Genomic DNA, 15,641 nt, shown 5'->3' on the forward strand with positions numbered 1-15,641 from the left:
ATGCCCTTGCGCCAGCGTCTCGAAAACCTGCCGGTCGGCCAAAAGCTGCTGGCCGCCCTGCTTGTTTTGTTGGCAACCGTGTTGCTGGTAGCCAACCTGACCTTCATCAGCGTGGCTTACTGGATATCCCACGAGAGCACCGCCCCGCAGGCATTGCAGACCCTGGGCAGCCTGGCAGCCAACCCCGGCCTGATGGAGCATGCGCTGGATTCGCCCGAAAGTGCCAAGGCACTGCTCACAGAAATGGGCAGCTACGCTCCCCTGCGGGCCGGTGCCATTTATGACGCGTCCGGCCAATTGTTGGCACAGGTGCAGCACGGCGATCATTTGGCGTTGCCCGAACAGATCGGGCAGGTTCAAGCCTGGGGCCGGACTGAACTGCGCAGCCATCACACCTCCCGCCTTCCGAAGGGCGGGCACCTGCTGCTCGTGGCCAGCAGTGAACTGCCCATGGCGTTTTATACCGGCACATTCACCGCCAGCCTCGGAATTCTGGTGTTCAGTGTATTGCTGTGGCTGTTGATCGCGCGCCAGATCAAGCGCCTGATCACCCAACCCATCTATCAACTCGAAGAGCTGTCCCGACAGGTCACACGCGAAGAGAACTATTCGTTACGGGCTAAACCGGGCAATAACGATGAAATCGGTAGCCTCGCGGAGGCGTTCAATACCATGCTCTCGCGCATCGAGGCGCGTGAGCAGGAACTCAAGCGCGCCCGGGATGAAGCGCAGGCAGCCTACGATCAAGCCCAGGCGCTGGCAGAAGAAACCCGCCACACCAATCGCAAGCTGGAACTTGAAGTTCAGGTGAGAAGCAAGATCGAGAAAAAGCTCACCGGTTTTCAGATCTACCTCAACAGCATTATCGATTCGATGCCTTCTGCCCTGATCGCACTGGACGAACAGCTCTACGTCACCCAATGGAACCAGGAGGCCAGCGCCCTCTCCGGCACCCCTCTGGATGAAGCCTTGAATCAACCGGTGTACCTGGCGTTTGAACCCCTCAAACCCTTTTTGCCACAAATCAAAGACACCATCGCCCATCACCGCGTGGTCAAGATCGAGCGCGTGACCTGGACCCAAGCTGAGGACACCAGGCAATACGCGCTGACCTTCTATCCACTGATGGGCGGCGGCGGGCGCGGTGCCGTAATCCGCATCGATGACATCACCCAACGTCTTTCCATGGAAGACATGATGGTTCAATCCGAGAAGATGCTCTCTGTGGGCGGTCTCGCGGCGGGGATGGCCCATGAGATCAATAATCCACTGGGTGCCATTTTGCATAACGTGCAGAACATCCGGCGGCGCCTGTCCAACGATCTGCCCAAGAACATTGAGCACGCCGCGTTGACAGGCGTAGACCTCGATGCGATCAACCGCTACTTGCAGGCCCGCGAAATCCCGAAACTGCTGGATGGCATTCAACAGGCGGGGGCGCGTGCAGCCAAAATCGTGACCCACATGCTCAGCTTCAGTCGCCGCAGCAATCGCCAAATGAGCCCTTGCGACCTGTCAGCGCTGATCGATCAGGCGATCGATATCGCGAGCAATGACTTCGACCTCGCCATCGGTTTCGACTTCAAGGGCCAGGCCATCACGCGTCAGTTCGACCCTCAACTTGGCCCGGTGCCCGGCATTCCCAACGAATTGGAACAGGTGCTGCTCAACTTGCTGAAAAACGCTGCACAGGCGATTCATCAGCGCCAGGACACCACCGAACCCGGCCGCATCGTCCTGCGCACGAAGCTCAATCCACCCTGGGCAGAGATCCAGGTCGAGGACAACGGCGCAGGCATGCCTGAGAACGTGCGCAAACGTATTTTTGAACCCTTCTTCACCACCAAGGAAGTTGGCCAGGGCACGGGGCTGGGTCTTTCCGTGTCCTACTTCATCATTACCAATAACCACAAAGGGCAAATGGAAGTGCATTCAACCCCGGGCCAAGGCACGTGCTTTACGCTGCGTTTGCCATTGGCGCCCGTCCACGACTCTACCAAGCTGGAACTGTAACCATGGGCTTTCGCTTATCGAAGATTTACACCCGCACCGGCGACAAAGGCGAAACAGGTCTGGGGGATGGCCGTCGCGTGCCCAAAGATCATCCTCGGGTCGAGGCCATTGGAGAAGTGGACTCGCTAAACAGCCAACTGGGCCTGTTGCTGGCCGGCTTGCATGAGCAAAGGGTCCAGACACCGGGCCTTGAGGAACTGATCGAGGTACTGACGCCCTGCCAGCACCGCCTGTTTGACCTGGGAGGCGAGCTGGCAATGCCTGCTTATCAGGCACTCAAGCTGAGCGAAGTCGAACGGCTTGAGGCGGCAATTGACCACTGGAACGAGACGCTTGGGCCATTGGAAAACTTCATATTGCCAGCAGGCTCTACCCTGATCGCCCAAGCCCATGTGTGCCGCTGCCTCGCGCGCAGTGCCGAGCGCCGCTGCCAGCACCTCAATGCCGTCGAGCCACTGAACGGCCCGGGGCTGGCCTACATCAACAGGTTGTCAGACCTGCTGTTTGTGGCGGCACGCTTGATTGCCAAGCGACAGGGGGTTGCCGAAGTCTTGTGGCAGGCCGCCGATAAACCCGCTGACTGATGCGCAGGCAGCCGTCACTGGCGCTTGCGCGGCAACATCGCAGGTACGCCAGGGACTGCAGTTGTGCGTTGATGCGCGGCGGCGTCAGCTCATGCCTGGGGCCAGAATGCGCGAATACCCGCTACACCTTGTGCGCCGACGCCCCATGCCTGCTGACGGTCATCAGGCCCCAACCCGCCCAGCAGAAACACTCGCTTGTTAAAACCGGCGATCAATTGCTGCGCCTGCTCCCATCCCAAAGGCTCCATACCGGGATGGGTCTCGGTGGGCAATACGGGCGACAAGGTCACGAAGTCCACGTCCATCTGTTCTGCCAACGCCAATTCCTCAGCGTTATGACACGACGCTGCCAGCCAGCGATCTTTAGGGAACGGTCGGCCTTTGGCGGCGTATTTACGCAATTGCGCTGCCGTCAAATGCCAGCCAGCTGACGGAAAATCACCCAACCACTCCAGAGGCCCTTTGAGCATCAGTTGCGCCTTGCCCGCGCACAGCCCCGTGGCGTCCACTGCCAGATCCCGATACTTGGGGTCATAGCCTTTGGGAGCACGCAGGGAAATCAGTTTGATGCCGCCCGCTATGGCCTTTTGCACCCCCTTTAACAGTTCAGGAGGTTCCAGGCCGTCGGGGGTGATCAAGTACTGATCAGGCAAGCGCGCTGCCGCAACGATAGGCTGATTGGCGGGCGGAAATGCGTAATTCGCCAAGTCCCGCGGGGCCACCCACGCCAAAGGCTGACCTTCTACGCCGTGGGCCTCGCCGGTAAACGACGACACTTCCCACACGTCCAGCAGCACATGCTTGTCGGGATAATCGTGCTTCACGGTGATCAATGGGCGAGCCGAGGTCACGTCGATCCCCAGCTCTTCTTTAAGCTCACGACCCAAGGCAGCACTGACAGACTCGCCAGCTTCAACCTTGCCGCCGGGAAACTCCCACAGGCCGCCCTGATGCTGTGTATCAGCACGACGGGCAATCAGGATTCTGCCGTCGCTGCCTCGAATGACGGCCGCAGCCACATGAACGCGTTTCACCCTTGAACTTCCTCTACTCCGGCCTGTTGCCAGGCCTTGAACGTGGACTACTCAAACAGCAGTCTTGACTTGCGCCGGTCGGTGATTCGCACGCCAGTCAAGCGCACTATGCTTGCCTGACTGACACGCGGTGTCGAGACGACTTAGGTCCGGTACTCGGCGTTGATTTTCACGTACTCGTGGGACAGGTCGGTGGTCCAGATGGTTTCGCTGCACACACCGCGACCCAGCTCGATGCGGATGGTGATCTCTTCGCGCGCCATCACCGCAGAACCTTGCTCTTCGGTGTAGGTCGCCGCACGTGCGCCACCACTGGCGATACAGACTTCGCCGAGGAACACGTCGATCTTGCTGACATCCAGATCCGGCACACCGGCACGCCCCACAGCGGCCAATATCCGGCCCCAGTTGGGATCAGAGGCGAACAGCGCGGTTTTGATCAACGGTGAATGGGCCACGGTATAGCCGACGTCCAGACACTCCTGATGGTTGGCGCCGCCATTGACTTCAACGGTGACGAACTTGGTTGCACCTTCGCCATCGCGCACGATGGCCTGCGCCACCTCCATGCACACGTCCAGCACCGCCTGCTTGAGCGCGTCGAACAAGGGCCCGCGGGCTTCGGTGATTTCAGGCAGGTTGGCCTTGCCTGTGGCAATCAACATGCAGCAATCGTTGGTAGACGTGTCGCCATCGATGGTGATGCGGTTGAACGATTTGTTAGCGCCGTCGAGCAACAGATCCTGCAGCACCTCGCGCGACACCTTGGCGTCCGTCGCGATGTAACCGAGCATGGTGGCCATGTTCGGGCGAATCATGCCTGCGCCTTTGCTGATCCCGGTGACGGTGACGGTCACGCCATCCTGCTGAAACTGGCGGCTCGCCCCTTTGGGCAAGGTGTCAGTGGTCATGATGCCAGTAGCCGCTTCAGCCCAGTGATCCTCAGAGAGATCGTCCAGGGCTGCTTGCAGTGCGCCTTCAATTTTCTCGACCGGCAGAGGCTCACCAATCACCCCCGTGGAGTACGGCAGCACAGCACTGGCGTCCACTCCCGTCAACTCGGCCAGCTTGGCACAGGTACGCGTGGCAGCTGCCAGGCCCGGCGCGCCGGTGCCCGCATTGGCATTGCCGGTGTTGGTCAACAAATACCGTACAGGGCCTTGCACACGCTGTCTGGCCAGAATCACCGGCGCTGCGCAAAACGCATTCAGGGTGAACACACCCGCCACGCTGGAACCCTCGGCGCAGCGCATCACCACCACATCCTTACGCCCTGGGCGCTTGATACCGGCTGAAGCAATCCCCAGCTCAAAACCCGCAACCGGGTGCAAAGTGGGCAAAGGACCAAGACCAACTGCCATGATGCGCTCCTCAATAAGCTGTCTGCGCCGCCCTTGAAAGGCGGGAATTCAATGGTAAAACGCCGCGACGGCTAATGCCGGTCGCGGCGCAGGTGTTTCAGCAGATGAAACGGGTTATCAGTTGATTTGCCCGTGACAGTGCTTGAATTTTTTGCCCGAACCGCAGTAGCACAGTTCGTTGCGACCGAGCTTCTGCTCGTTACGAACAGGGTCGATTGCAGGCGAGACGTCTGAAACGTCTGCACCGTCCAGCGCTTCGGTCAATGCATCCGGCTGATCAAGACCCGGGGCCTCTGCATGCTGGAACTGCATGCGCGACGCCAGATCTTCAGCTTCCTGACGCAGACGCGCCTCTTCTTCAACAGGGTCTTCGCGACGTACCTGAACGTGCGACAGCACGCGGATCGAATCGCGCTTGATCGAGTCAAGCAGCTCGGAGAACAGGTTGAAAGACTCGCGCTTGTACTCCTGCTTCGGGTTCTTTTGCGCATAACCGCGCAAGTGAATGCCGTGACGCAGGTGATCCATGGTCGACAGGTGGTCTTTCCACAGGTCGTCCAGTACACGCAGAACGATCTGCTTCTCGAACGTGCGCAGCGCTTCAGCGCCCGCCTGCTCTTCTTTCTCGTTGTACGCCGCAATCAGCTCAGCCAGCAGCTTCTCGCGCAGGGTTTCTTCGTACAGGTGATCGTCTTCATCGAGCCACTGCTGGATCGGCAGTTTCACGCCGAAGCCGCTTTCGATGGCGGACTCAAGACCTGCAACGTCCCACTGCTCCGGCAACGACTGTGGCGGAATGTGAGCGCTGATGGTGCTGTCGAGGACGTCCTTGCGGAAGTCAGCGATGGTTTCGCCAATATTGTCAGCGGCCAGCAACGTATTACGCATGTGATAAATCACTTTACGCTGCTCGTTGTTGACGTCGTCGAACTCCAGCAATTGCTTACGGATATCGAAGTTGCGGCCTTCAACCTTGCGCTGGGCCTTTTCGATAGCGTTGGTCACCATGCGGTGTTCAATCGCTTCGCCGGACTGCATGCCCAGGGCTTTCATGAAGTTTTTCACCCGGTCAGAGGCGAAAATGCGCATCAGGCTGTCTTCCAGCGACAGGTAGAAACGGCTGGAACCCGAGTCACCCTGACGGCCGGCACGGCCACGCAGCTGGTTGTCGATACGGCGCGACTCGTGACGCTCGGAAGCGATCACGTGCAGGCCACCCGACTCCAGCACTTGCTGGTGACGTTTCTGCCAATCGGCCTTGATCTGGGCAATCTGCTCAGGGGTCGGGTTTTCCAGGGAAGCCACTTCCACTTCCCAATTACCGCCCAGCAGGATGTCAGTACCACGGCCCGCCATGTTGGTGGCGATGGTCAGCGCGCCAGGACGGCCCGCCTGTGCAATGATTTCAGCTTCTTTTTCGTGGAACTTGGCGTTCAGAACCTTGTGCTCGATCCCTTCCTGCTTCAACAGGTTGGACATGTGCTCGGAGGTTTCGATGGTCGCCGTACCCACCAGCACCGGACGGCCTTTGGCCATGCAGTCCTTGATGTCCGCCACGATGGCTGCGTACTTCTCGTCCGCCGTCAGGAACACCAGGTCGTTATAGTCTTTACGCGCCAGCGGCTTGTTCGGCGGGATAACCATCACCGACAGACCGTAAATCTGGTGGAACTCGAACGCTTCGGTGTCTGCCGTACCGGTCATGCCGGACAGTTTGTTGTACAGACGGAAGTAGTTCTGGAAGGTGGTCGAAGCCAGCGTCTGGCTTTCTGCCTGAATGTTCAAGCCTTCCTTCGCCTCGATGGCCTGGTGCAGCCCCTCGGACAAACGACGGCCCGGCATGGTACGCCCGGTGTGTTCGTCAACCAGCAGCACCTGACCGTCTTCAACGATGTATTCAACGTTGCGGTGGAACAGTTTGTGAGCGCGCAGTGCCGCGTACACATGGGTCAGCAGGCCCAGATTGTGCGCCGAATACAGGCTTTCACCTTCAGCGAGCAAACCGATCTGGGTCAGCATTTCTTCAACGAACTGGTGACCGGCTTCGTTCAGCTCGACCTGACGGGTCTTCTCGTCGATGGTGAAGTGACCCGGTTTGGTCACTTCGCCTTCCACTTCTTCGATGTGCTGCTCAAGGCGCGGAATGAGCTTGTTGATTTCGGTGTACAGCTTGGAGCTGTCTTCGGCCTGACCAGAGATGATCAGCGGCGTACGGGCTTCGTCGATCAGGATCGAGTCGACTTCGTCGATGACGGCAAAGTTAAGCTCACGCTGGAATTTTTCTTCCATGCTGAAAGCCATGTTGTCACGCAGGTAATCGAAGCCAAACTCGTTGTTGGTGCCGTAGGTGATGTCGGCGGCATAGGCTTCGCGCTTTTCCTGTGGCGGCTGGAACGGCGTGACGATGCCGACCGTCAGGCCCAGGAATTCATAAAGCGGGCGCATCCAGTTGGCATCCCGGCGCGCGAGGTAGTCGTTCACCGTCACAACGTGTACGCCCTTGCCGGACAACGCGTTGAGGTAAACGCCCAAGGTCGCTACCAAGGTCTTACCTTCACCGGTACGCATTTCTGCGATCATGCCTTCGTGCAGGGTCATGCCACCGATCAGCTGGACGTCAAAGTGGCGCATGCCCATAACGCGCTTGCCCGCTTCACGGCAGACCGCGAAGGCTTCAGGCAGGAGTTGATCGAGGGTCTCACCTTTTGCTATGCGGGCCTTGAACTCTTCGGTCTTGGCACGCAATTGCTCATCGGTCAGAGCAACCATCTGCTCTTCGAGGGCATTGATGACCTGAACCTTCTTGAGCATGCGTTTAACTTCGCGCTCGTTCTTGCTTCCAAAAAGTTTCTTTAACAAAGGCGCAAACATATCGGCAGGATCTTCCACACATAGGGATGGAGGGCGGCCCCGAGAGTCGCCCGAGCAGCCCTGATGGCCGCATGCGAGCGAGCATTCTACCCGGAAACGGCGGTGAGGAAAGTGGCGTTATTCCACGATACTGGTGCAGCGTTGTGACGGGGCTTCACTAAAATAAGGGCTTTTTACTGAACTTCAACCCATAAGACCAAGAAGTTACTCATTGATTTTGCTGCCAAAGTGGCAAGCCTGCGGATCGAGCGCAGTCAGGCGGGCGGTTTCTGCTAAGATTGCGCCTCAGTTTTCTCAGGTGTTTGAACATGGCATTTCGCCCACATCCAGCGCGGGCACCCTCTGTCCTGCTGCGCGAGGCCAAACCGTTAAAAGCCATTTTCGGCCACGCCAAGCGCTTGGCCCACCTGCAACGCCTGCTTGAAAGCCAACTCCAGCCCGCGGCCCGCGAACACTGTCATGTGGCCTCGTGGCGCGAAGGCAGCCTGCTACTGATTGTCACAGACGGCCACTGGGCAACACGCTTGCGCTACCAGCAAAAACGCCTGCAACGTCAATTGCAGGCGTTCGACGAATTTGCCAGCCTGACCCGCATTCTATTTAAAGTGCAGCCGCCCACCGTGCTGGCCAAAGTCGCCGGCCACACGCTGGACTTGTCAGAAAACGCCGCGCAGACCATTCAAGCCACCGCCGAAGGCATCACTGACCCGGCACTGCGGGCGGCCCTTGAGCGGCTGGCCAGCCATGCGAAGCCCAAGCCCGATCCGGCCTAGGCCCGCCTCGCTATCATTTACGCTTGCTGCCACCCAGCAACGACCCGAGCAAGCCCCGCACCAACTGGCGCCCCATCTGATTAACGGCCTGACGCGCCATCGACTGCAAAGCTTTGCCCGTCGACGTCCCGAGGAATTCCCCGGCCTGATCCAGAAACCCGGGCTCTTTGGCCTGCCCCGGCGCCGGTTCTTCGCTGCTACCGCCTTTGCGCGCCATGAGCACTTCGTAAGCAGACTCTCGATCAATCGGCTTGTCGTAACGCCCCTGCAATGGGGAGGTGGCAATCAGGCCGTTACGCTCGGCCTCACTCAAAGGACCGATCCGCGACTGCGGCGGCGCAATCAACACCCGCTGCACCATTGCCGGGGTGCCTTTGTCCTCCAACATACCGACCAGGGCTTCGCCCGTGCCCAGCTCCGTCAGCACTGCGAGCGCATCGAACGCCGGATTGGGTCGGAACCCGTCGGCCACAGCCCTGAGGGATTTCTGCTCCTTGGCAGTGAATGCACGTAAACCATGCTGAATGCGCAACCCCAATTGCGCCAGAACCGTGTCAGGCAAGTCCGCCGGTGATTGCGTGACGAAGTACACCCCCACGCCTTTGGAGCGGATCAAGCGCACCACTTGCTCCAGTCGATCCTGTAGCGCTTTCGGCGTACCGGCAAACAGCAAGTGCGCCTCGTCAAAAAACAGAGCCAGCAACGGTTTGTCCGCATCACCGCGCTCGGGCAATTGCTCAAACAATTCGGCCAGCAGCCACAGCAAAAAGGTTGCATAGACCTTGGGCGCCTCATGCACCAAACGGCTGGCATCGAGCAAATGAATGCGCCCTCGCCCGTCGCGGTCTGGCTGCAAAATGTCTTCCAGTTGCAATGCCGGTTCCCCAAACAGCGCCTCAGCGCCCTGCTGCTCCAGCGTCGCCAATCGACGCAGCAGCGCCTGGCTCGAACCGGTGGTCATCAACGCCGCGTCATCACCCAGCACCTCGGGGTGGTCACGCAGGTGATTGAGCAACGCCTTGAGGTCTTTGAGATCCAGCAGCAACAGGCCTTCGCGATCGGCCACTTTAAAGGCTGCGTACAACGCTGACTGTTGGCTGTCCGTCAGCTCCAGCAGACTGCTCAGCAAGAGCGGCCCCATTTCACTCAAGGTTGTGCGTAATGGATGACCGGTCTTGCCTTGAATATCCCATAGCGTCACCGGATAAGCCTTGGGCTGGAAGTTAAGCCACGGCATGCCCGCGATGCGCTCCGCGATTTTGCCCTGAGGGTTACCGGCAGCTCCCAGACCGCACAAGTCCCCTTTGATGTCGGCAGCAAACACCGCCACACCGGCGTCACTGAACTGCTCTGCCAGGCGTTGCAGCGTGACGGTTTTACCTGTCCCCGTGGCCCCCGCGATCAAGCCGTGACGATTGGCCAGACGCAATGACTGGGCGACGGGCTGACCCGCAAGGTCGGCGCCGAGAACTAAAGCTGAGGAATCAGGCATTTTTCCACCTTAAATTAATCTTTCGCGGTAACACGTCGATACAACGTTAATGCTAGACCAGAAAAATCCGAAATTAACGTCGGAAAAAGCGCAAATAAATATAGAAATTGCTCGGGTTCAGTCAGTGCTTTCTATGTTGTGCGTATTTCATGTCGGCAGGCATCACACTTTTAGACCTAAGCGGACCCTTCAAGCCATGAACAAAAACCTGCGTTTCAGTCATAAAATCCTGCTTGCCGCGTCCCTGATCGTAATAGCCGCTTTTTCGCTATTTACGCTGTACAACGATTACCTGCAGCGCAATGCCATTCGCGACGATCTGGACAGCTATCTGCGTGAAATGGGCAGTACGACGGCCAACAACATTCAGACTTGGCTCGGCGGGCGCATCCTGCTCACTGAAAACCTGGGTGAAACCCTCGCCCTTAACCCTGAACCCGAGTATGTCTCCCGCTTGCTGGAGCAAAAAGCGCTGACCAGCTCGTTCCTCGCGGTGTACTTCGGTGACACCCAGGGCGCCTTCACCATCCGCCCCGACAGCAAAATGTCGGACGGCTTCGATCCGCGCAGCCGCCCCTGGTACAAAGACGCGCTGAACAGCAACGGCGCCAGCCTGACCGAACCGTACATTGATGCGGTCACCGGGCAGATGATCATTTCCATTGGCACGGCAGTGAAAAAAGCCGGGCAAACCCTCGGCGTCGTCGGCACCGACCTGACACTCAAGACGGTCACCGACAGCATCAACGCACTTGATTTCAGCGGCATGGGTTATGCCTTCCTGATCAGTGGGGACGGCAAAATTCTGGTGCACCCCGATAACACGCTGGTGATGAAAAACCTGAAGGATATCTACCCGCACGATACCCCGCCGATCAGCTCCGACATCAGCGAAGTCACACTCGATGGCAAAGAACGCATCGTGACGTTTGCCCCGGTCAAAGGCCTGGGGTCCGTCAACTGGTACGTCGGGCTGTCGATCGATAAAGCGCAGGCATTTGCCATGCTCAGCACCTTCCGCACTTCAGCGATCATCGCCACCGTGATTGCGGTGATCTCGATCATTGCCTTGCTCGGTTTGCTGATTCGCCTGCTGATGCAGCCGCTGCACGTCATGACCCGCGCCATGCAAAACATCGCGCAAGGTGAAGGCGACCTGACGCGCCGCCTGGTCGTCGAATCCAAAGATGAATTCGGCACATTGGGAAGCGCGTTCAACCAGTTTGTGGAGCGCATCCACACCTCCATGACGGAAGTGGCCTCCGCTACCGAGCACGTCAATGAAGTCGCGCTGCGTGTGGTCAGTGCGTCCAACTCGTCCATGGTTAACTCAGACGAACAAGCCAGCCGCACCAACAGCGTGGCCGCAGCGATCAACGAACTGGGCGCCGCGGCGCAAGAAATCGCCCGCAATGCAGCCCAGGCCTCGCATCAGGCCAGCGATGCACGCGGCCTGGCCGAAGAAGGTCAACAAGTGGTTGAGCGCAGCATTGGCTCGATGCAGCAACTGTCGCAGATGCTCAGCACCTCCAGCGGCCATATCGAGTCGCTGAATGACAAGACCGTGAACATCGGGCAAATCCTGGAGGTCATCACCAGCATTTCTCAGCAAACCAACCTCCTGGCGTTGAACGCCGCGATTGAAGCGGCACGTGCCGGTGAGGCCGGACGCGGATTTGCGGTCGTGGCCGACGAAGTTCGCAATCTGGCGCATCGCACTCAAGAGTCTGCGCAACAAGTGCAAAAGATGATCGAGGAATTGCAAGTCAGCGCCCGCGACTCGGTAAACACCATGGAAGAGAGCCAGCGTCACAGTAAAGACAGCGTAGAGATTGCCAACAGTGCCGGCGCGCGCCTGACCAGCGTGACCGAACGCATTGGGGAAATCGACGGGATGAACCAGTCGGTCGCCACTGCCACCGAGGAGCAAACGTCGGTCGTGGAATCGATCAACATGGACATTACCGAGATCAACACCCTCAATCAGGAAGGCGTGGAAAACCTGCAGGCGACATTGCGCGCCTGCTCTGACCTTGAGCAACAAGCCGCCCGCCTGAAACAACTGGTCGGCAGCTTCCGCATATAAAGGAACGCTTGATCTGTGGCCGCCGAACGCGGCTACAGATCAGGTTCGGTTTCTCCCTCTTGCTGTAACGCCTCCCACAGCCGGGCAGCGTCAGGAAACTCGGTTCCATCTTCGGGGCCCAGAGCTTGCGGGTCGTAACGACTCAAACACCCCTCACCCAACGTGGCCGGTGCGCTGGACGTCGCCTTGTCGAGTGGATCGGTCATCGCACATCACCCCGCGTGGAATTACAGCGTTTGGTGTCATAGAAAAACAACGCGAGGCTGCACTCAGAGCGCAGCCTCGCGTGGGTCGTCATGGTGGGTGCTCTACAAAGGCTTGGTCAGAACACGACCGTCTTGTTGCCGTGCACCAACACGCGATCTTCCAGGTGATAGCGCAGGCCACGAGCCAGCACCATCTTCTCGACATCACGGCCGAAGCGCACCATGTCTTCAATGCTGTCGCTGTGACTCACACGTACCACGTCTTGCTCGATGATCGGGCCCGCATCCAGCTCTTCGGTCACGTAGTGGCACGTAGCGCCGATCAGTTTTACGCCGCGCAGCGAAGCCTGGTGGTAAGGCTTGGCGCCGACGAAGGAAGGCAGGAAGCTGTGGTGAATGTTGATGACCTGGCCTGCGTATTCTTTGCACAGGTCCGGCGGCAGGATTTGCATGTAGCGCGCCAGAACCACCACTTCAGCAGCGTGTTGCTTGACCAGACGTGAGACTTCGGCAAACGCCGGCTCTTTGTCTTTTGGGTTAACCGGCACGTGGTAATAAGGAATACCGTGCCACTCCACCATGCTGCGCAGGTCATCGTGGTTAGAGATCACACACGCGATCTCGCAATCGAGTTCATCGCTGTGCCAGCGGTGCAGCAAGTCCGCCAGGCAGTGCGATTCGCGGCTGGCCATCAGCACCACGCGCTTCTTCTGCGCCGTATCCGTAATGCGCCACACCATCGAGAACTCTTCAGCGATAGGTGCAAATGCTTCACGAAATGCCTCGATGCCGAACGGCAGCGAATCGGCACGAATTTCGTGACGCATAAAGAACCAACCACTCTGGTCATCCGAGTGGTGGCTCGCTTCAGTGATCCAGCCATTGTGTGAGGCCAGAAAATTACTGACCTTGGCGACAATGCCGACGCCATCGGGGCACGCAATCACCAGTCGAAAAGTGCGCATGTAGGGCAAACTCCAAAAACTTTACTAAGGCCGCCATTCTAGCGAGTGCGCAGCAAAACGACAGTATTCGTTGAGACTGATTACGCGCCCCCCTGCACTCGCGCTGTCACGGGCCAGCCTCAACAGTACCGCGGCCTGCATGCTTTTTAACACGGCCCGAATGTAGCTGATTAATCGTTTTTATTAGGCTGATAGCGTGACCTCTATTTAATAGCGCGCTTATTCAATACCGCGAAGTTAATGAATAAAAATTTAACTAAATGTGCGAAGACAGGTTTACTTGCTCAAAGTGTCTGACTATTATTGCCCCACTGTGTCCCTGTTAACCCTTTTCAACATAAGGTTATCCTCATGTCCCTGATCAACGAATACCGCGCAACTGAAGAAGCTATCAAAGAGCTGCAAGCTCGCCTGAAGAACCTGTCGGAAGACGACAAACTTCAAACTGAGCTGGAATTCGAAGGCAAACTGCGCACGCTGATGGGCGAATACCAAAAATCGCTACGCGATATTATTGCGCTGCTGGACCCAGAGTCCAAAGTAAGCAAAACGCCACGCGGTGTTGTGAAAACTACCGGTACCAAACGTGCCCGTAAGGTTAAACAATACAAAAACCCGCACAACGGCGAAGTGATTGAAACCAAAGGCGGCAACCACAAAACGCTGAAAGAGTGGAAAGCCAAGTGGGGCGGTGACGTGGTAGAAGGTTGGGCAACTTTGCTCGACTAAGTAACACGCGCTCGCAGCCTAGTTGCGATGCTCTAAAAAAACGCCAGTTCGCTGGCGTTTTTTTATTGGCGCCGGTTAATCCTCGCTGCCCTGCTCGCCCTCGACAAACAGGCGACGGCTGATACCTTCGGCATACCGGCGCCACTCATCCAACAACGTCAATTGCGCAGGCGTTGCGCTGCGTGACAGCGCTGCCAGGCTCTCCAGAAAGGCATCGAGGGTCAACGGCGCGCCCATCTGCGGATCGGACAATCGCTGCTGGCAGAACACCCGCCAGCGTGCCTGCTCTTGCGCGTTCAACGTATCGGGAAAGTTACGCGCCCGGTACCGAAACAATAATTCAGGTAATCGCTCGTCATCAAAAGGCCAGGCATCTTTGGCCAGAGCCTGCGGATCACTGAGTCTTACTTGTTCGCACAAGCGCCGGTCACGGTCACCGATAAAACCCTCATATAACTGCTGCTCGGGATCGCTGCTCGGCACAAAGTCTTCGCCGGCATAAATCGCCGTTAATTTATCCCGCCAAAGTTCCTGCGCCTCGGTAAGTGTTTGCACCCGCGCCTGGTATTGGCCAACGTCCAATTGCAAACGCGCCTGATCCTGTGCACGCACTACATTCATCGGCGCCACCACCGGACAACGATTAACGTGTATGAGCTTGAGCGGCACCGGTAATTGCCCTTCGGGCAAATCTTCTCGCCGTGTATAGAGCCGTGCACGCAGTGACTCTGCGTCCAGTTCCAATAATGGCCGCGGGTCAAAGTGCAAATCACAGACAATCAGCGCATTGCGGTTTTTCGGATGCCACGCCAAGGGCAGCACCACCCCCAAATAATGACGCGCTGCCGAAAACCGTCCTGAGATATGCACCATCGGCTGTAACAGTCGAACCTGATCCAGCACCCGCTGTTTCGTTCGCAACTGGAAGAGCCACTCATATAACTTGGGTTGTTTGTCGCGAATCAATCGGGCCAGGGCAATGGTGGCGCGCACATCCGACAACGCGTCATGGGCCTGACCGTGATCAATCCCGTTAGCCGCGGTCAAGCGCTCCAGCTTCAGGGTGACGCGCCCCTCCTCTTCAGGCCACACAATCCCTTCAGGGCGCAAGGCATAGGCGGTGCGCACCACATCGATCAAATCCCAGCGGCTGTTGCCACCCTGCCATTCACGGGCGTAGGGATCGAAGAAGTTGCGGTACAGACTGTAGCGCGTCACTTCGTCATCAAATCGCAAGGTGTTGTAGCCTGCGCCGCAGGTGCCGGGCAATGACAGGTGCGCGTGAGTGCGCGTCATGAACTCGCCTTCGACCAGCCCCCGGTCTTCCAGGCGACTGGGCGTGATACCGGTGATCAGGCAGGCCATAGGGTGCGGAAGGATGTCGTCGCTGGGCTGACAGTAGAGATTGAGCGGCTCGTCAATCTCGTTCAATTCAAGGTCAGTGCGAATGCCGGCCACTTGTACCGGCCGGTCACAACGAGGGTTGATACCGGTGGTTTCGTAGTCGTACCAAAAGATAGTGGTCAC

12 protein-coding genes and 1 pseudogene are annotated in these 15,641 nt (G+C 58.1%); 6 read left to right on the forward strand and 7 right to left on the reverse strand.

What is annotated here, in order from left to right:
* Together V6F78_RS12970 and V6F78_RS12975 are read left to right on the forward strand one after the other, a co-directional pair.
* Positions 1 to 2,013 (forward strand): sensor histidine kinase, encoded by a 2,013-nt coding sequence (locus tag V6F78_RS12970; protein WP_047295349.1) that lies wholly within the window; start codon positions 1 to 3, stop codon positions 2,011 to 2,013.
* A 2-nt stretch (positions 2,014 to 2,015) separates the two neighbouring features.
* Positions 2,016 to 2,597 carry a cob(I)yrinic acid a,c-diamide adenosyltransferase gene (locus V6F78_RS12975; protein WP_047276751.1) on the forward strand — a complete coding sequence of 194 codons (582 nt, stop codon included), beginning with the start codon at positions 2,016 to 2,018 and terminating at the stop codon, positions 2,595 to 2,597.
* 89 nt (positions 2,598 to 2,686) lie between these two features.
* On the opposite strand, the gene V6F78_RS12980 is transcribed toward V6F78_RS12975, so the two are convergent.
* From V6F78_RS12980 to secA, 3 genes are all read right to left on the reverse strand, one after another.
* A complete protein-coding gene (locus tag V6F78_RS12980; RefSeq protein WP_047295351.1) occupies positions 2,687 to 3,631 on the reverse strand; it encodes a Nudix family hydrolase in 945 nt (314 codons plus the stop codon).
* A 143-nt stretch (positions 3,632 to 3,774) separates the two neighbouring features.
* Complete coding sequence (gene argJ / locus V6F78_RS12985; RefSeq protein WP_047295353.1) at positions 3,775 to 4,992, reverse strand: bifunctional glutamate N-acetyltransferase/amino-acid acetyltransferase ArgJ; 1,218 nt, start codon at positions 4,990 to 4,992, stop codon at positions 3,775 to 3,777.
* A 117-nt stretch (positions 4,993 to 5,109) separates the two neighbouring features.
* Positions 5,110 to 7,863, reverse strand: coding sequence for a preprotein translocase subunit SecA (gene secA, locus V6F78_RS12990; RefSeq protein ID WP_047295356.1), 2,754 nt, complete (start codon positions 7,861 to 7,863; stop codon positions 5,110 to 5,112).
* 308 nt (positions 7,864 to 8,171) lie between these two features.
* On the opposite strand from secA, the gene V6F78_RS12995 reads away from it, so the two are divergent.
* Entirely contained in the window at positions 8,172 to 8,636 is a 465-nt protein-coding gene (locus V6F78_RS12995) for a DUF721 domain-containing protein (RefSeq protein WP_047278025.1), read from the forward strand.
* Between the two features lie 13 nt (positions 8,637 to 8,649).
* On the opposite strand, the gene V6F78_RS13000 is transcribed toward V6F78_RS12995, so the two are convergent.
* Complete coding sequence (locus tag V6F78_RS13000) at positions 8,650 to 10,128, reverse strand: helicase HerA-like domain-containing protein (RefSeq protein WP_332727452.1); 1,479 nt, start codon at positions 10,126 to 10,128, stop codon at positions 8,650 to 8,652.
* 196 nt (positions 10,129 to 10,324) lie between these two features.
* Here V6F78_RS13000 and V6F78_RS22435 point away from each other — a divergent pair.
* A pseudogene (locus V6F78_RS22435) lies at positions 10,325 to 11,356 on the forward strand (HAMP domain-containing protein); the annotation flags it as partial.
* Between the two features lie 93 nt (positions 11,357 to 11,449).
* Positions 11,450 to 12,214 carry a methyl-accepting chemotaxis protein gene (locus tag V6F78_RS22440; protein WP_428982728.1) on the forward strand — a complete coding sequence of 255 codons (765 nt, stop codon included), beginning with the start codon at positions 11,450 to 11,452 and terminating at the stop codon, positions 12,212 to 12,214.
* Between the two features lie 32 nt (positions 12,215 to 12,246).
* Here the strand turns inward: V6F78_RS22440 and V6F78_RS13010 are convergent, their stop codons facing one another.
* The gene (locus V6F78_RS13010) at positions 12,247 to 12,420 is read right to left on the reverse strand and encodes a hypothetical protein (RefSeq protein ID WP_162841624.1); all 174 of its coding nucleotides are present in this window, start codon (positions 12,418 to 12,420) and stop codon (positions 12,247 to 12,249) included.
* A gap of 116 nt (positions 12,421 to 12,536) precedes the next feature.
* The gene (gene purU, locus V6F78_RS13015; RefSeq protein WP_047278030.1) at positions 12,537 to 13,385 is read right to left on the reverse strand and encodes a formyltetrahydrofolate deformylase; all 849 of its coding nucleotides are present in this window, start codon (positions 13,383 to 13,385) and stop codon (positions 12,537 to 12,539) included.
* Between the two features lie 351 nt (positions 13,386 to 13,736).
* Between purU and mvaT the strand changes: the two genes are divergently transcribed.
* Positions 13,737 to 14,114 (forward strand): histone-like nucleoid-structuring protein MvaT, encoded by a 378-nt coding sequence (mvaT, locus tag V6F78_RS13020; RefSeq protein WP_047276768.1) that lies wholly within the window; start codon positions 13,737 to 13,739, stop codon positions 14,112 to 14,114.
* A gap of 75 nt (positions 14,115 to 14,189) precedes the next feature.
* Here the strand turns inward: mvaT and sbcB are convergent, their stop codons facing one another.
* The gene (gene sbcB, locus V6F78_RS13025; RefSeq protein ID WP_047295359.1) at positions 14,190 to 15,641 is read right to left on the reverse strand and encodes an exodeoxyribonuclease I; all 1,452 of its coding nucleotides are present in this window, start codon (positions 15,639 to 15,641) and stop codon (positions 14,190 to 14,192) included.

The organism is Pseudomonas sp. ESBL9 (assembly GCF_036668715.1).
GTDB classification, from domain to species: Bacteria; Pseudomonadota; Gammaproteobacteria; order Pseudomonadales; family Pseudomonadaceae; genus Aquipseudomonas; species Aquipseudomonas lundensis.